Genomic DNA, 17,467 nt, shown 5'->3' on the forward strand with positions numbered 1-17,467 from the left:
CTTGAATGAAACGGAGCACCTAGATCAATCCTTCGACTTTGCGGGCTTGTACACCAGCTTGACCCCATCCGTGAACTGCAAATGTGCGTTACCCGTCTTGGGGTCAGAGGTTAAAATCATGCGGCCCGCGTTCAATGTGCCGGGCGGCCCGAAGCCAGTCACAGGCCCCGGCGTCTCGGCAAAGAGCGTGTCAAAGCGCGCGTCGATCGCATCGGTGCGGATATCGTAGCCGGTGGTCGTGGTGATCTGCACGTCGCCCTCCAGCCTTGCCATCATGCGCGATTGGCTGGCCGCGCCGCGTTCTGCCGCGATGTCGATGACGGCGCCGCCATTCAATAGCAGCGTTGCACTGACGATCTCGGCCAGCAGACGCTCGCGATCATCCGGGTCGGGTCGCACGGTGGCCGCACGAAACGACACCTCCTCGCCGCCTGACGCGACCCCGGCGAAACTGGGGTTGGTTGCGCCCTGATCATGTGCACGCTGTGCCAGATCAACGTCCGAAAACGGAATCGCGGTGCTCAGATCAACCTTTTTCGATAGTAAAAACAAGGTCGAGAGCAAGCCCAGCGCCACCAGCGGCAGGATGATCTTGGCCCAGTTGACGAGCCGCGTGTGAAAGTTGTCGCCGCGGCGGATCAATGCGAAAATATGTCCTGTTCAGGCCAACCCTCCAGATCCAGCGCAGCCCGTGTTGGCAGGAAATCAAAGCAGGCTTGCGCCAGCTCCATACGTCCTTCACGCTCCAGCCGCTTGTTCAGCGTCTCACGCAGGCGATGCAGATAGAGGACGTCCGAAGCGGCGTATTCCAACTGCGCAACGCTCAGTTCCGGCGCACCCCAATCCGAGCTTTGTTGTTGCTTGCTGACATCCACACCCAGCAGCTCTTGCAACAGATATTTCAGGCCGTGCCGGTCCGTATAGGTGCGGATCAGCTTGCTCGCGATCTTGGTGCAATAGACGGGCGCAGTTACGGCGCCAAAGGCATTCTGCATCGCTGCGATGTCGAAACGGCCAAAATGAAACAGCTTCAGCACGTCGGGGTTTACCAACATGGCGGTCAGGTTTGGCGCCTCGGTCTGCCCCTTGGCGATCTGCACCAGATGCGCATTGCCGTCGCCGCCCGACATCTGGACGACGCACAGGCGGTCTCGATGCGGGTGCAGCCCCATCGTCTCGCAATCAATGGCCACGACGGGCCCCAGGTCCAGCCCGTCCGGCAGATCACCCTGATAGAGTGTGTTGGTCATGTCGGTCCCTTCGCATCATTTGTGCATGGGATATATATGATCGCCGAGGCGGGCCACCAATATCTGGCAATCCCGCGCTGCATAATACCGAAAATCAACGCGGTATTCCGCTACCCTTCGCCTTCGACCCTGCCGCGCATGGCCTTGACCTCGCCGCGCACTTTCTTGGCCTTGAGGCGGCGTTTCTTGCTGCCAAGGGTGGGGCGCGTTGGGATGCGGCGCTTGGGCTTTTCGCTGGCCTTACGGATCAGCTCGATCAGACGGTCGCGGGCGATGTCGCGGTTACGGGCCTGGTGGCGCGTCTCGTCGCACTGGATGATGAGGGTTCCGTCCGTCGTCCAACGCCGCCCGGCCAGCCGTTTCAGCCGCCGCTTGACCGGATCGGGCAAATTGGGCGAGCGTTCGGCCTCAAAGCGCAGCTCGACCGCGCTGGCCACCTTGTTGACGTTCTGCCCGCCGGGGCCACTGGCACGCACGAACTGCTCCGTCAGCTCCCAATCCTCGATGGAGATATTATCTGTGATGCGCAACATGCGCGCCAGCTTAGCGCCCGTCGCGGCAAATCGAAAGGGCCGCCCCAATATGGGACGGCCCTCTAGAAGTTTTAAGGAGGTGGGCCGGTTAGGCGCACCAATCAGGTTGGCTCAAATATCCGAGGGCTGCCTCAGATACGCTCCTCCCCAACTGTTCCGACACCTCGCTCCAATACCTCTGTAGACACTGGGCCACCTCCTTTCAGTTGTTGAAATCTAGGGGTAGCCTGCCACAAATTTCGTGTATGTCAAAACAAAATGCAGTGGCGCGGGAAATTTTTGCCACGTCATGCAGTAGTTCGCCTATTGCGATTGCAGCACACCGACGCATTGGCCCGGCAGATCGTTCATGCTTAGCTCACGCCTTGGCTTGGGCTTAGGGGCGTTGGGGTCGCGCGGCTTTGCCTTTGGCGGATTGAGGATATCGTTCACCCATCTCTGCGCATCGGCGCAGCCGTCGCCAGCGGGCGGCGGATCCTGATTGACACAGCCACTGGCCCCCGAAGGACAGGCAAGGCGCACGTGGAAATGATAGTGATGCCCCCACCATGGCCGGATCTTGCGCAGCCAGTCGCGGTTGCCGGTCTCATCCTTGCACATCTGCACCTTGGCACCCGGAAAGATGAATATACGCGCGACGCGGGGATCGCTGGCGGCGGCCTTGAGCAGCTCGTGTTGGGCGCGGGTCCAGCGGGAATTGACATATGCGCCATTGGCGCGGCGCATGGAAACCGCCGACAGGTTTTCGCGATCCCGGATGCTAAGTGTCAGACGACTGGGCGGCATCAGCCAGATATCCGCATCCAAGCCCAGTTGGTGCGAGCGGTGCCCGCTCAGCATCGGGCCGCCGCGCGGCTGGCTCAGGTCGCCAACGTATAGGCCCTGCCATCCGGGCAGGCGCGCGGCCTTGGCCGACAGGCCAGCGACAAAATCGATCAACTGCGGATGACCCCAGTTACGGTTGCGCGACAGGCGCATAGCCTGCCACGTCGGCCCGGTTTGGGGCAATTGCATGCCGCCCGCCATGCAGCCCTTTGAATAGGCACCAAAGGGTGCCGGGCCCTGACGCGAACCGACACGCTCGGCCCCGAACAGCTGTTTGGCCTGTTTTCCCTGCATACTGCGGGGAACGTCGGCAGTGGCAGGCAGTGCCATGACTAGGGCGAGCGCTGCAAAAAGCGCTTTGAGATAGGTTTTCATTCGGATGGGTCTCCTTCCGGTTTCACCCAGATTAACAGCACGAGGCCCAGCGCGAAAAGCCCGATTAGCGGGCTGACGCCAATTTGCTGGCTGCCCGACGCCGATGTCGCCACGCCGATCAATGCGGGCGCGATGAATGCGGTCGCTTTGCCCGCCAACCCATAAAGGCCAAAGGACTCGGCCATATGCCCCGCCCGCGCCTGGCGCACCATCATCGAACGGCTGGCCGATTGCACCACGCCCCCCGCCGCGCCGATCAGCATGCCAAATCCGTAGAAGATCACATCAGGCATAAGTGATCCCGGCGCCAGCGGGACGCCATAGACTGCGCCGCGCGAGATCGTGACGATGGAAATGGCGACGAAAAGCAGTACTAGAATGGCCGTTACGATCACAGGTTTTGGCCCGAAACGGTCGTCGGCAAACCCACCCAGCCACGCGAACAGTGCCCCCGCGATCAGCGCAAGGATGCCAAAGATACCCACATCCACCACGCTCCACCCCAGCACGCCCGCCGCATAGATTCCGCCAAAGAAATACATCCCGTTCAGCGCATCGCGATAGAACATCGAAGCGCTCAGATACGAGAACATCGAGGGCGTCTTCGGCAAGTGTCGAATGGTGTCGATCACCGTCCACAGCGCCTTGCGCACCGCATGGGCACCGCCGCCTATTGGCCTTGGGTCCTTTACCCACATGAAAAACGGCACCATGAAAATGATGTACCAGAACCCCGTCAGCGGTCCGACGAATCGCGTGCCTTCGCGCTGCGTCGCGTCAAATCCAAAGGCCGGATCGAGTCCGATCAGCGTTTTGCCCGTCCCGGCCCCTTCGGCAAAGAACAGCAGCATGATGACCAGCGCCACCAGCCCACCCAGATAGCCAAAAGCCCAGCCAGTGCCGGAAATGCGCCCAATTTCGTCGTTGGACCCTAAATCCGGCAGCATCGAATTGGTGAATATCGTCGCAAACTCCATCCCGACCATGCCCAGCACGAAAAACCCGAGCACGACGATCAGGTTCAGATCCACCGGCGTCGCCCACCAAATGCCGAAGGCGCCGATGACATACATGGCGGAAAACACCTGTATCCACTGCATCCGCGCCCCCGAATTGTCGGCCATGGCCCCGAGGATCGGCGCGCCCAGCGCGATGATCACGCCCCCGATGGCGATGCCAAAGGCCCAAACCGTCTGAGCCTGCGCGCCGTCGCCGATCAGCTCACTGATGTAGGGCGCAAAAATAAAGGTAATCAGCAGCGTGTTATACGGCTGACTGGCCCAGTCGAAAAAGAACCAGCCCCAGATGCGGCGGCGATAGCTGATGCCTCTCATATGGCCCTCGAAATCCGTTTACCGGCTGAAATTGGCGATGCGCCCGATATGACAGCGCCCGCGCCAATGGGGCAAGCCATTCCTCGCCACCCTTGCGCTTTGCGCCGCTGCGGCCTACCTCGGAGCAGGCTTTATTCGAGGGATGACTTTTCATGCTGGCAATCTACGGACCTTTGCAACTGATCCTCAGCATCATCTATTTCGTGATGATCGTGCACATCATCATGAGCTGGCTGATCAACTTTCAGGTGCTGAACCTGCGCCAGCCGCTGGTCGCCCAGATATGGACCGGCCTCAACCGCCTGCTTGAGCCGATCTATCAGCCCATTCGCCGCATTCTGCCGGACACGCGCCCGCTGGACCTGGCGCCGCTGGTCGCGCTGATCGTCGTCATATCGCTGCGGGCGTATGTGCTGCCCGTGATCTTTGGCTTTGCATGATCTCAGGGTTTGCGCGCCTAGGGACTTGTTCCCCGAATCTTAGTGTGAAAATACTCTTGTAAGAGCAGCCAAGCAACTTGCAGGACATCTCATGCCCCCCGCCGCCACCCTTCTGAGGGACATTTTCGGATTCGACGCCTTCCGCCCCGGGCAGGAGGATATCGTCACCGCCGTGTCAGGGGGCCGCAACGTGCTGGCCATCATGCCAACGGGCGGCGGCAAATCCCTGTGTTTTCAACTGCCTGCGCTGATGCGCGAGGGTGTCACAGTCGTCATATCCCCCCTCATTGCCCTCATGCGCGATCAGGTCCGCGCCCTGCGCGCGGCGGGCGTTGAGGCGGGTGCGCTGACCTCCGGCAATACCGAAGAGGAAACCGCAGCCGTCTGGGACGCGCTCGACGCCGGTCGGTTGAAACTGCTCTACATCGCGCCCGAACGCCTCGCCGCCGGGTCCGCTATGGGAATGCTGCGGCGCATCAATGTCAGCCTGATCGCGGTAGATGAGGCGCATTGCGTCAGCCAATGGGGTCATGATTTCCGCCCCGATTATCTGCGCATCGGTGAATTGCGCCGGGCGTTGGATGTGCCGCTGGCCGCGTTCACCGCCACGGCAGATGCCGAGACGCAGGACGAGATCATCGAAAAGCTATTCGATGGCGCCGCGCCCGAGCGGTTCCTGCACGGGTTTGATCGGCCCAACATCCACCTCGCCTTTGCCGCCAAGGACACCCCACGACGCCAAATCATGGAGTTCGCCGCCGCGCGCAAGGGTCAGTGCGGCATCGTCTATTGTGGCACGCGTGCGCGCACCGAAACGCTGGCGCAGGCGCTGCGCGATGCGGGTCACAACGCCGTCGCCTACAATGGCGGCATGGAGGCGGGTCTGCGCCGCGAAGTCGAGGCGCGATTCAACACCGAGGATGGGCTGATCGTCGTGGCCACCGTCGCCTTCGGCATGGGCGTGGACAAGCCCGATATCCGCTGGGTCGCCCATGCAGACCTGCCCAAATCCATCGAATCCTACTATCAGGAAATCGGCCGCTCGGGCCGCGACGGTGCCCCAGCCGAAACGCTGACCCTATATGGTCCTGACGATATCCGCCTGCGCCGATCCCAGATCGACGAAGGGTTAGCACCACCTGAACGCCGCATGGCCGATCACGCCCGGCTGAACGCGCTACTTGGCCTCGCTGAGGCGCTGGAGTGTCGCCGCGTCAAACTGCTGGGCTATTTCGGTGAGACCACTGAGCCATGCAAGAACTGCGATCTTTGCGACACACCCCCCGCGACCTTCGACGGGACCGAGGCGGTCCGCAAGGCACTGTCGGCCATCCTGCGCACCGGCGAATATTTCGGCGCGGGCCATCTGATCGACATTCTGACCGGCAAGGTCACAGAAAAGGTCCGCCAGCGCGGCCATGATGATCTGCCCACTTTCGGCGTCGGCAAGGATATGTCCAAGCAAAGCTGGCAGGCGATTTTCCGACAGATGATGGGCCACGATTTGGTCCGCCCCGATCCCGAGCGCCACGGCGCGCTGCGCATGACGGACCCCGCCGTGCCGATCCTCAAGGGCGAAGGCACTATCACCCTGCGGCAGGATACAATGCAAAGCAATGCGCGCCGCCCGGCGGTCAAGGCGCTGGTGTCGGACGAGGACGCGCCATTGCTATCCGCGCTCAAGGCGAAGCGTCGCGCCTTTGCCGAGGCGCAAAGCGTGCCCGCCTATATAGTCTTTAACGACCGCACGCTGATTGAGATGGCCGAGGTCCGCCCCGCCACGCTAGACCAGATGGCCCGCATCGGGGGTGTCGGTGCGAAAAAGCTTGAGCAATACGGCAATGCTTTTCTCGAAGTCATCAATGGCGAGGCGGCGCAAATGCATCCGTCCCGGCGCAAGCTGGCCGGGCGCGCGGCGGGCAGTATCTTTGATCGACTAAACGAGGCGCAACAGCAGCTGGCCCGAGGTACCGAGGGTCTGGACAAACCGCTCAGTTGCTCAACCTCATTGATCACCCGCATTGCCGAAACACGCCCCCGCGACGCCGCGCAGATGGCCCGAATCCTCGGCGACAAACGCGCCGAGCGTTTCGGCCCGGCCTTTCTGGACGTTCTGCAAGAGGCGGACTAGATCAGGGGCAACCCGAAAGGAATTTCCCATGCTCGTCGTCATCTCGCCCGCCAAGAAACTGGATATGTCGCCCACGGATGCAAGCGCCACGGTGCCCGGATTTACCAAGGATGCCAACGCACTGGCAAAGGTCGCCGGCAAACTCAGCCAGTCCGACCTGCAAGACCTGATGGATATCAGCGCCGATCTGGCCAAGCTCAACGTCGAGCGGTTCGCCGAATTCGGCGACATGGACAGCAAGCCCGCCGCGCTGGCCTTTGCCGGAGACACCTATCAAGGACTTGAGGCGGGCAGCCTAGACGCGGACGAAATGGCATGGGCGCAGGATCATCTGCGCATCCTGTCCGGGCTTTATGGCCTGCTGCGTCCGCTGGACGCGATCCAGCCCTACCGGCTGGAAATGGGCAGCAAGTTAAAGACGCCAAAGGGCAAATCGCTCTATGAGTATTGGGGCGACCGGATCGCCGAGGCGCTGAACCGCCACGCCGCCGACGTCAAAGGCGACGTTTTGGTCAATTGCGCCAGTCAGGAGTATTTTGGCGCGGTGGACCGAGATGCGCTGAAACTGCGGGTCATCACCCCTGTGTTCCTCGAAGACAAAGGCGGCACGCCGAAAATCGTCAGCTTTTACGCCAAGAAGGCGCGCGGTGCGATGGCGCGGTTCATCATCCAGAATCGGCTGACAGACGCCGACGCCTTGCTGGATTTCGACACCGGCGGCTACAAGCACAGCCCAAACCTCTCGGAAAAGGACAAGCCTGCGTTCCTGCGCGCAGCGGACTGAACAGGCGCTATCCCGCCTCAGCCACGGGCGCGCTCGGCGGGCGCACATCGGGCGGGCAGGCATCCATGATGCGCTCGTGGATGGCGCCCTTGCGCAGCGGCTTGGTCAGGTAGTGATCTAGGCCCGCCGCCAAGATGTCGGTATCGTCGCCGTCCATCGCGTGTGCCGTCATCGCCACTACCGGTACATGCACGCCGCTTTCCTTTTCCAGATCGCGGATATGCCCGGTCGCTTCCTTGCCGTCCATCAGGGGCATCGAGATATCCATAAAGACGATATCGGGCTGAAAGCTCTGATATAGCTCAACCGCCTCGACGCCGTTCTCGGCAAAGGTCAGCTCAATATCCAGAGTGCCGACCATCTTGGAAAAAACCAACCGATTCGTCTTGTTATCTTCTGCCGCCAGCACGCGCAGCGCGCGCAGGGAAGTTTCAGGCGGTGCCTCTTCGGCCTCGACCTCCGAAATTTGTGCGGCATCCGGCGCGGTGAGCGATTGCAGCGCCGCGCACAGATCGCGGCGCGACACCGGCTTTTGCAGCACCGCATGAAGATGCACGCGCGCCGGGTCTTGCGCGGCATTGCCGGTATTGTCGCTCAGCAGGATGATGGGCGCGTCATGGCCTGCCGCGCGCAGCGCCTCGGCCAGCTCCAGCCCGTCAATGCCGGGGAGATGATGATCGGTCAGGACCAGATCGACACCCGCATCCATGCACTCCAGTGCCTCGGCGCCGTCCGCGCAGCATTGCGTTTCAATTCCCAATAGGTTCAGCCGCTTTTCCAGGATCAGGCGGTTCGCGTCACGCCCGTCCACGATCAGCGCGCGCCTCACACCGCAACCCCCGATCGGTCCCGGCTCTTCGGCGCCATCCACCAACGGCAAGGTGATCTGAAGGCCAAAGGTGGACCCAACGCCCAGCTCACTTTCGACCCAGATGCGCCCACCCATCATCCGCACCAACTGCTGCGAGATGGCAAGGCCCAGCCCGGTGCCCTCAAACCGGCGATTACGGTCGTCATCGACCTGATTGAATTCGCCAAAAACGTGATCGACCTTGTCCGCAGGGATGCCGATGCCTGTATCTTCGACCGCGATATGCACCCGCGCTGTGCCGTCGTCCCCGGCGACGCCCGTCACGTGGATCAGCACATGGCCCTTTTCGGTGAACTTGACGGCGTTGCCCATGAGGTTCGTCAGAACCTGCCGCAACCGGCCCGGATCGCCGATGAACTGCGTCGGCAGAAATAGATCGTAATCCAGCAGAATTTCCAGCCCTTGCTCGCGCGCCTTGGGCTGCATCAGCATGATCAACTCGTGAATGCAGCGCTCCAGATCAAATGGCTCAGGCTTGAGCACCAGCTTTTCGGCTTCGATTTTCGAATAATCCAACACGTCGTTGATGATGACCAACAGCGCCTCGCCCGAATTCTTGATCGTGTCCGCATATAGCCGCTGCTCTTCGGTCAGCGTGGTATCCTTGAGCAGGTCGGCCATGCCGACGACGCCGTTCATGGGCGTGCGGATTTCGTGACTCATATTGGCGAGAAAGGACGACTTCGCACGGCTCGCCGCCTCGGCCTTGGCGCGGGCATCTTTCAGACGTTCCTCGTAGCGGATCGTTGAGGTAATGTTCAGCGCCAGACTGACCACATCGCCGTCATGGCCGCGCTGGTCGATCAGCTTGATGTATTCGCCGCTCCACAGGCGGATCACGGTCGGCTCGGGGTCGGTGCTTTGCCAGCGGTCAAGCATCGTCTCGCGCCACGCGGCGGGGGCATCGTCGCCGATATCGACGATCCCCTCCTCGGTGGCCAGTTGCAAGATCTCGACATAGCTGATGCCCGGCTCGATCGCCTCCAGCCCATCGAATACCGACATATAGGCCGGATTGGCCGCGATCATGCGCCCGCTGTCGTTGAAAAAGGCGAAACCGTCCTGAATCGTCTCGATTGAATGCCACAGCCGCCGCTCGGCCACCTGCACCTTTTCGTTGGCGACATGCAGATCGGATTTCACCCGCTCGTTTTCATCCTCGACCGTCTGCACCTTGGCACGGGTGACGACGATCTCATCCGAGAGGGCGCGCGCATGCTTGCCCAGTTTGCGGTTGGCCGCATGCAGTTCGGCCTGCTTTTGCTCCAGCAGACGCTCGGCCGCGAGGCGCGCGCGCCGCTCCTGTGCCAGCTTGTTGGCAAGCGTCATGCCGATTCCCCGCCGTGCCAATCCATAAGATGCAAGCGATATTGGGCCAGCAAAGTGAACATCTCTTTAACGAGAGCGGGTTGAATCATTGCCCCGCCCCCGGACGCATGGCACGATATGACAACGGCTGTCAGGAGGCTTTGATGCTGCGCAACATAATTTTGCCGATGTTTTTCATGCTATTCGCGGCTGGCCTGACAGCGCAGACCGCAATCCCCGAGCGCCGCGCCGTCATCACAGCCGATGTGGATTTCTACGGCGCGGACCTGACCGCGCTGTTTGACACCACCTATGATGCCTGCCAGAACGCCTGCCTCAGCGATCCCCAATGCCACGCCTTTACCTACAACACCAAATCGAACGCCTGCTTTCCCAAAAGCGCCGTCAGCGACCAGCAGCTGTTCGAGGGTGCCTATTCCGGGCGCGTTGTCGAGACTGACTCTCAGGTGCTGGCAATGTCCGACGGACGCGCGAACGATCTGAGCTTTCTGGGCACAGGCACGCTGAGCCAAGCACGCGAACAGGCAGACAAGATCGGGCGGCTTCATTCCGGCGGCGCTTGGACGATCGAGGCGATGATCGCCGCCGCGCAGAACCGCGAATCAGGCGGTGACATGCTGAACGCCATGCGCTGGACAGGGGCCGCCGTCGCCACCAGCGATCTGAGCGAACATTGGACCGACTACGCCCGCCTGTCCCTCCGGATCGGCAAGGACAAGAGCAAGCATACCCGCCAGGCCATATCCGCCAGTACCAATGCCTATTTGCGCGCCCTTTCGGACGGCGCGCGCATTAATGCCTTGTTAGTGATGGCTGACGCGCTAGAGCGGGGCGATCGGGGCCGAGATATGGTGCAGGCCCTGCGCCTCGCCTATGAAGTGCAACCGCGTGCCGATGTCACGTCGCAACTGGACGCTGCCGTCGCGAAATACGGTTTCCGCATCACCGACAATAGCATTGACAGCGATACCGCGACCCCGCGTATCTGTGCCGAGTTTTCCGAGGATCTGATCGAGGCCGGGACCGATTACGCCCCCTTCGTCCGTGTGCCTGATCCGGGCATGGTCGTGCAGCCTGAGAAGCGGCAGATCTGCATCGACGGCGTCCAGCACGGCGAGCGCTATAGCATCACCTTCCGCAAGGGGCTGCCCGCTGCCGATGGCCAGGCACTGGTCAAGGATATCGAGATCACCACATATGTGCGCGACCGCGAGCCTAACGTCGCCTTTCCGGGCCGCGCCTACGTGCTGCCCCGCGCCGCCGACGCGGCCCTGCCGGTCGAGACGGTGAACCTCGATTCCGTCCAGCTTAGCCTGCGCCGCGTGAGCGATCGCAACCTTTTGCGCGCCATTCAGGACGGCTATTTTGGCCGCCCGCTGGACGGCTATACGCTAGACTCGTTTTCCGAAAACATCGCGCAGGACATTTGGACCGGCACGGGCGAGGTTCAAAATGAACTGAACCGCACCATGACCACCCGCCTGCCCCTGGGCGACGTGCTAAAGGACCAGCCGCCGGGCATCTACACCCTTTCAGCCAGCATAAAAGGGGTCGAAACCTACGATGATGCAGGCGCGACCCAGTGGTTTGTGCTGACCGATCTGGGCCTGACGACAATGATGGGCAACGACGGGCTAAACGTCTTTGCGCGCAGCCTTGCCAGCGCGGATGCGCTGGACGGGATCGAGGTAACGCTGCTGTCGCGCGCCAATGCGGTGCTGGGAACGGCGGCGACCGATAGTGACGGGCATGTACGCTTTGACGCGGGCCTGACGCGCGGCACCGGTGGGGCGGCGCCTGCGTTGGTCATCGCCAAGAAGGGCGATGAGGATGCGGCATTTCTGTCGCTGACCGACCCCGCCTTTGATCTGTCGGATCGCGGCGTCGAGGGCCGTGCGCCCGCACCGCCTGTCGACGTGTTCCTTGCCACCGATCGCGGTGCCTATCGCGCAGGCGAAGTGATCCATGCCACCGCACTGGCGCGCGACGACCGGGCCGAGGCGATAACCGGCCTGCCGCTTACAGCGATCCTGACGCGCCCGGACGGCGTGGAATATACCCGCAATCTATCGGCGGATGGCACAGCGGGCGGCCACGTGTTCAACCTGCCAGTGGGCGAAACGGCTCCGCGCGGCACCTGGACGCTGGATATCAAGGCCGATCTGGACGCGCCTGCGCTGGCGTCGACCCAGCTTCTGGTCGAGGATTTCCTGCCTGAGCGCATTGATTTCACCCTGTCCCTGCCCGACGGCACGATCAGCGCCGATGCACCGCCCCGGGTGCAAATCGAGGCGAAATACCTCTTTGGTGCGCCCGGTGGCGGTCTGAAATCCGAGGGCGAGCTGGTGCTGAGGCCTGCCCGCGACCTCGATGGGTTCCCCGGCTACATCTTTGGCCGATACGATAGCGCGGACGGGCCGCAAGTATCGGTCTTGGACACACAAACCACCGCGGCGGACGGCACGCTGAGCCTGCCATTGGAAATGCCCGAAGGTCTAGGCGACGATCGCCCCTACACTGCCACCGCAGTCGTGCGCCTGCGCGAGGGATCGGGTCGCCCGGTCGAGCGGCAGATCACCCGCACGGTCGCGCCCAACGCGCCAATCATCGGCATCAAACCCGCCTTTGACGATGTCGTGCAGGAGGGCAGCGAGGCGCGCTTTGACGTGATCGCCGTTGCGCCTGACCTGACCCGCACCGACATGCCGGTGAAATGGACCCTGAACCGAGTCAAGACGCGCTATCAATGGTATCGCCAATACGGCAATTGGGACTGGGAACCGATCACGACCCGCACCCGCATCGCCACGGGCGATGGGATGCTGGGCGATGCGCCTCTCGCCGTTTCCGCCCCGGTGGACTGGGGCCAGTATGAGCTGCTGGTCGAGCGCACGGATGGCCCCTATGTCGCTTCTTCGACGCAGTTCTACGCAGGCTGGTATGCCCCCGCCGACGCCAGGCAGACACCCGACACGCTGGAGTTATCGCTGGATTCTGAGACCTATGCGCCCGGCGACACTGCGCGGCTGCGCATCGTGCCGCGTTACTCTGGCACAGCGCTGGTCACCGTCATGTCGAACCGGGTGATCTCGCGCCAAGCCGTCGAAGTGACGGAGGGCGAAAACGTCATCCCCGTCGAAATCACCGAGGATTGGGGCGCAGGTGCCTATGTCACCGCACAGGTGATCCGCCCGATGGACGTCTCCGCCGGGCAGAACCCCGCGCGGTCGCTGGGGCTGGCCTATGCGAAAATCGATCCGGGCGAACGGCAGCTGGCCGTCACCATTGACGCGCCCGACACTTCGGACCCGCGCGGCCCGCTGAGTGCCACCGTCAAGGTCGACGGGCTGGAGGGCGAGACGGGCTATGTCACGCTGGCCGCCGTCGATGTGGGCATTCTGAACCTGACCGGGTTCGACAGCCCCGATCCATCCGACCATTACTTTGGCCAGCGCCGCCTAGGAGTCGAGATCCGCGATATCTATGGACGTCTCATCGACGCAATGAATGGCGCTGACGGGCGCGTACGCTCGGGCGGGGATGCAGGCAACGGTATGCAGCGCAAATCGCCCCCGCCGACCGAGGAGTTGGTCGCTTACTTCACCGGGCCGCTGACCGTCGGCGCAGACGGCACAGCCGAGGCGCAGTTCGACATTCCCGATTTCAACGGCACCGTGCGCCTCATGGCCATCGCGTGGAGCGCCAAGGGCGTGGGCCAAGCCGAGCGCGACGTGCTCGTGCGCGATCCCGTGGTGCTGACCGCGTCTGTCCCCCGCTTTCTCGCGCCCGGCGATACCAGCTCGATGCTGCTCGAAATTGTCCACGCCACCGGACCCACGGGCCGCGTCGGTCTGGATCTTTCCGCGCCGGGTCTGGCCCTGACGGGCAACATCCCCTCAGGTTTCGATCTGGGCGAAGGGCAAAAGCAGACCTTCCGCCTGCCCGTCACCGCAGGCGAGGTCGGTGATTACGACATCCGCATTGCCCTCACTACGCCGGACGGCAGGCAGCTGACCAAATCGCTGACGCTGCCCGTGCGCGCCAATGATCCTGCTGTATCCGGAACCCGGCGGTTCGAGTTGGCGGCAGGCGATACCTTTACCCTGACGGACGACCTGTTCGCGCTATATCGCCCCGGCACGGGCGAGGCGGTCATGTCAGCGGGCGCGTTGGCACGGCTGAATGTGCCCGGCCTGCTTCAATCGCTGAACCGCTACCCCTATGGCTGCACCGAACAGACGACGTCCCGCGCGCTACCGCTGATCTACTTTAACCAAGTCGCCTCGGCCTTGGGCCTCGGAAATGACGCCAGAATCCAGGAACGCGTGCAGCAGGCCGTTGCAAAAGTACTGACCCGTCAGACAGGCAGCGGCGCCTTCGGCCTCTGGCGCGCGGAATCGGGTGATTTCTGGCTGGACGCCTATGTCGCCGACTTCCTGTCGCGCGCGCGCGCCGAAGGGTTTGATGTGCCCAACCACGCCTTTACCATGGCGATGGACAACCTGCGCAACCGCGTGAACTATGCCCCTGATTTCGACAATGGCGGCGAAGATATCGCCTACGCGCTGATGGTCCTCGCCCGCGAAGGTGCGGCCAGCATGGGCGATCTGCGCTATTACGCCGACGTCAAGGTCGGCGACTTTGCAACACCGCTTGCGCAGGCACAATTGGGCGCGGCGTTGGCCTTCTACGGGGATCAATCGCGCGCGGATCGCATGTTCCGCGCGGCGCTGGACAAAAGCGCGAATGACAGCGACGGCCGCCATGTCTGGCGCTCGGATTACGGCACTGCCGCGCGTGACCGCGCTGGCGTTCTGGCCCTTTTGGTCGAGGCAGGCAGCGAGGTGGGCGATGCCGCCGATCTGGCCCGCCGCCTGAACACCGACGGCCCGCACATGTCCACCCAGGAAGAGGCGTGGAGCCTTCTGGCCGCAAATGCCCTGATCAAGGACAGCTCATCGCAGGGCCTGACCGTGAACGGCGATCCTGTCACCGGCCCGTTCATCCGCAAGCTGGAGGCTGAGACGCTGACGCCCCAGCGGATCGAGAATACCGCGCAGACAGACACCGACATCACGCTGACCACCTTTGGCGTGCCGTTGGTCCCCGGCCCGGCGGATGGCTATGGCTACCGGATCGAGCGCACGTATTACGACATGGACGGAAACGAGATCACGCTGGTCAATGTCCCCTCCGGCGCGCGGCTGGTTACCGTTCTGACCGTCACCCCTTTCGAGGACAGCGAGGCGCGGCTGATCATTGACGATCCGCTGCCTGCGGGGCTTGAGATCGATAACCCGAACCTTCTGCGCTCAGGCGACGTGCGCTCGCTGGATTGGTTGAAGACCGCATATGCGCGGCATACCGAATTCCGCTCAGACCGCTTCATCGCCGCCGTCGACTGGCGCGAAGACGAGGCATTCCGCCTTGCCTATATCGTGCGCGCTATCTCGCCCGGTAGCTACCATCACCCGGCCGCCACGGTCGAAGACATGTATCGACCCCAGTATCGCGCCCATACCGATACCGGCGCGATGACAGTGACCGAGTAGCACCATGCGCGCGCACCGTTGGCTCTTTGCACTCGCCCTGACGCTGGGCCTTGCGGCGGGCGGGCGCGATGCACTGGATCGCTGGATAGATGCGACGCCAATGCCTCCGTTGCTGAGTGCGACCGGCACCGAAGTGCTGGACCGCGACGGGCGCACGCTGCGCGTCTATACCGTCGCCGATGGCCGCTGGCGGCTAGAGCCGGGTCAGGTGGATGCGGCGTTCATCGACATGCTGATTGCCTACGAGGATCGCCGCTATCGCAGCCATTTCGGCGTCGATCTACGCGCCATGCTGCGCGCGGCGATGCAGGCCGTTTGGAACGGCGGCATCGTTTCGGGCGGCTCGACCCTGACGATGCAGACCGCGCGTCTGATGGAGGATGGCAGCACCGGCCAATGGGCGGGCAAGGCGCGCCAGATCCGGCTGGCGCTAGCGCTGGAGCGACGGTTGACCAAGGATCAGATCCTGCAAATCTATCTCACCCGCGCGCCCTATGGCGGCAATATCGAGGGCATCCGCGGCGCCACCCTCGCGTGGTTCGGCAAGGAACCTGCCCGCCTGACCCCCGCCGAGGCGGCGTTGCTGGTGGCCCTGCCACAATCGCCCGAAACGCGCAGACCCGACCGGCACCGCGATGCAGCACGCGTGGCGCGCGACCGCGTTCTGGACCGCATGGCGCGACAAGGCATACTGAGCGATGAGGCCGCAAGCGCCGCCAAGCTGGACCCGGTGCCCAGCGCGCGCCGTCCCTTTCCCGCCCTCGCGCCGCATCTGGCGGACCGCGCCATCGCGGACGCGCCCGGCGCGCTGCGCCATGATCTGACCATCGACGCCCGGCTTCAGGCCCAGCTTGAGACGCTTGCCGCCCGTGCGGTGCGCGGTCTGCCCAGCGCGGTGTCGGTCGCGATCGTGCTGGCCGATCATCGCAGCGGAGATATCCTCGCCTCTGTCGGGTCCGCCGGTTACGATTCGGGCGCGCGGCAGGGATTTGTCGACATGACGCAGGCGCTACGCTCGCCCGGATCGACGCTGAAGCCGGTGATTTACGGCATGGCTTTTGATCGGGGTCTAGCGCATCCGCAAACACTGATAAACGACGCACCCGTGCGTTTCGGCGGTTACGCGCCGCAGAATTTTGACGGCCATTTTCGCGGTGAACTGACCGTGACAGACGCCCTGCGCCAATCGCTGAATATCCCCATCGTGCGCCTGATGGACGAAATCGGCCCGGCCCATCTGATGGACACGATGCGCCGCGCCGGGATGCATCCCGAATTGCCCGGCGATCACGCGGGCCTCGCCGTCGCGCTGGGCGGTATCGGTATTACGCTGTCGGATATGGTGCAACTCTACGCCGCTCTCGCGCGGGGCGGCGAGGCGATTCCACTTCACTGGCGGCAGGGCGAGGGGGACGCGAGCCCCACCCCCATCCTCAGCCGCTCTGCCGCGTGGCAGGTGGGCGATATCCTCGCGGGCCTGACGCCCCCTCCCAATGCCCCCAGCCGGACGTTGGCGTACAAGACCGGCACCTCCTACGGCCATCGCGATGCCTGGGCGCTGGGCTATGACGGCGCGCATGTGGCGGGTGTCTGGATCGGGCGGCCTGACGGCACGCCGGTGCCGGGCGCGTTCGGCGGCGATCTGGCCGCGCCGATCCTGTTCGAGGCGTTCCAGCGGCTGAAGCCCGCGCCCGATCCGCTGCCCGCGCCCCCGCCTGAAACGCTGATTGTCTCGACCGCCGAACTGCCGCAACCGCTACGTCGCTTTACTGGGCGCAGCGCGGTCTTTGCCCCGGATCCCGGCGCGCCCGAGCTGATTTTTCCGCCCGAAGGCGCGACGCTGGCCGAGTTCGGCGCAGGCCTGCCGGTCAAGGTGCGCGGCGGCAAGCCGCCTTATACATGGATGGCAAACGGCCAGCCGATGCTGACCGGCGTGCAGGTGCCACAGGCCAGCCTGCCGGGGCTAGGTGCGGGATTCAGCCAGATATCGGTCATCGACGCGCTGGGGCGCAGCGCGCGGGTGAATATTCGGCTGGATTGATG

General features: G+C 63.2%; 11 protein-coding genes. 5 read left to right on the forward strand and 6 right to left on the reverse strand.

The genetic code is table 11. The annotated features are described in order from the left end of the window. Positions 1-24: 24 nt before the first annotated feature. The 5 genes from lptC to U3654_RS16585 all read right to left on the reverse strand — a co-directional run bounded on the left by lptC (position 25) and on the right by U3654_RS16585 (position 4,317). Complete coding sequence (gene lptC, locus U3654_RS16565; protein WP_324752630.1) at positions 25-642, reverse strand: LPS export ABC transporter periplasmic protein LptC; 618 nt, start codon at positions 640-642, stop codon at positions 25-27. Further along, positions 639-1,250 carry a ribonuclease D gene (locus tag U3654_RS16570; RefSeq protein ID WP_324752631.1) on the reverse strand — a complete coding sequence of 204 codons (612 nt, stop codon included), beginning with the start codon at positions 1,248-1,250 and terminating at the stop codon, positions 639-641. Before U3654_RS16570 ends, lptC begins: the two co-directional genes overlap by 4 nt. Positions 1,251-1,360: 110 nt before the next feature. Further along, entirely contained in the window at positions 1,361-1,783 is a 423-nt protein-coding gene (gene arfB / locus U3654_RS16575) for an alternative ribosome rescue aminoacyl-tRNA hydrolase ArfB (RefSeq protein WP_324752632.1), read from the reverse strand. 303 nt (positions 1,784-2,086) lie between these two features. Beyond that, positions 2,087-2,938, reverse strand: a complete 852-nt coding sequence (mepA, locus tag U3654_RS16580; protein WP_324755315.1) for a penicillin-insensitive murein endopeptidase — start codon at positions 2,936-2,938, stop codon at positions 2,087-2,089. A 41-nt stretch (positions 2,939-2,979) separates the two neighbouring features. After that, complete coding sequence (locus U3654_RS16585) at positions 2,980-4,317, reverse strand: MFS transporter (RefSeq protein WP_324752633.1); 1,338 nt, start codon at positions 4,315-4,317, stop codon at positions 2,980-2,982. A 152-nt stretch (positions 4,318-4,469) separates the two neighbouring features. Between U3654_RS16585 and U3654_RS16590 the strand changes: the two genes are divergently transcribed. From U3654_RS16590 to yaaA, 3 genes are all read left to right on the forward strand, one after another. Next, a complete protein-coding gene (locus U3654_RS16590) occupies positions 4,470-4,757 on the forward strand; it encodes a YggT family protein (RefSeq protein WP_324752634.1) in 288 nt (95 codons plus the stop codon). Positions 4,758-4,848: 91 nt separating this feature from the next. Then, complete coding sequence (recQ, locus tag U3654_RS16595) at positions 4,849-6,888, forward strand: DNA helicase RecQ (RefSeq protein ID WP_324752635.1); 2,040 nt, start codon at positions 4,849-4,851, stop codon at positions 6,886-6,888. A gap of 28 nt (positions 6,889-6,916) precedes the next feature. Continuing rightward, positions 6,917-7,672 (forward strand): peroxide stress protein YaaA, encoded by a 756-nt coding sequence (gene yaaA / locus U3654_RS16600; protein WP_324752636.1) that lies wholly within the window; start codon positions 6,917-6,919, stop codon positions 7,670-7,672. Positions 7,673-7,679: 7 nt separating this feature from the next. Here the strand turns inward: yaaA and U3654_RS16605 are convergent, their stop codons facing one another. Continuing rightward, positions 7,680-9,872, reverse strand: coding sequence for a response regulator (locus tag U3654_RS16605; protein WP_324752637.1), 2,193 nt, complete (start codon positions 9,870-9,872; stop codon positions 7,680-7,682). 143 nt (positions 9,873-10,015) lie between these two features. Between U3654_RS16605 and U3654_RS16610 the strand changes: the two genes are divergently transcribed. Beyond that, on the forward strand, positions 10,016-15,424 hold the full coding sequence (locus tag U3654_RS16610; RefSeq protein ID WP_324752638.1) for an alpha-2-macroglobulin family protein: 5,409 nt from the start codon (positions 10,016-10,018) through the stop codon (positions 15,422-15,424). 4 nt (positions 15,425-15,428) lie between these two features. Beyond that, a complete protein-coding gene (gene pbpC, locus U3654_RS16615) occupies positions 15,429-17,465 on the forward strand; it encodes a penicillin-binding protein 1C (protein ID WP_324752639.1) in 2,037 nt (678 codons plus the stop codon). Positions 17,466-17,467: the final 2 nt, after the last annotated feature.

This window comes from Roseovarius sp. Pro17 (assembly GCF_035599575.1).
Lineage (GTDB): Bacteria > Pseudomonadota > Alphaproteobacteria > Rhodobacterales > Rhodobacteraceae > Roseovarius.

Bases quoted from the DNA above. Each gene is read 5' to 3' on its own strand.
- U3654_RS16570 (WP_324752631.1), bottom strand. From the start codon at position 1,250: ATGACCAACACACTCTATCAGGGTGATCTGCCGGACGGGCTGGACCTG.
- arfB (WP_324752632.1), bottom strand. From the start codon at position 1,783: ATGTTGCGCATCACAGATAATATCTCCATCGAGGATTGGGAGCTGACG.
- mepA (WP_324755315.1), bottom strand. From the start codon at position 2,938: ATGGCACTGCCTGCCACTGCCGACGTTCCCCGCAGTATGCAGGGAAAA.
- U3654_RS16585 (WP_324752633.1), bottom strand. From the start codon at position 4,317: ATGAGAGGCATCAGCTATCGCCGCCGCATCTGGGGCTGGTTCTTTTTC.
- U3654_RS16590 (WP_324752634.1), top strand. From the start codon at position 4,470: ATGCTGGCAATCTACGGACCTTTGCAACTGATCCTCAGCATCATCTAT.
- recQ (WP_324752635.1), top strand. From the start codon at position 4,849: ATGCCCCCCGCCGCCACCCTTCTGAGGGACATTTTCGGATTCGACGCC.
- yaaA (WP_324752636.1), top strand. From the start codon at position 6,917: ATGCTCGTCGTCATCTCGCCCGCCAAGAAACTGGATATGTCGCCCACG.
- U3654_RS16605 (WP_324752637.1), bottom strand. From the start codon at position 9,872: ATGACGCTTGCCAACAAGCTGGCACAGGAGCGGCGCGCGCGCCTCGCG.
- U3654_RS16610 (WP_324752638.1), top strand. From the start codon at position 10,016: ATGCTGCGCAACATAATTTTGCCGATGTTTTTCATGCTATTCGCGGCT.
- pbpC (WP_324752639.1), top strand. From the start codon at position 15,429: ATGCGCGCGCACCGTTGGCTCTTTGCACTCGCCCTGACGCTGGGCCTT.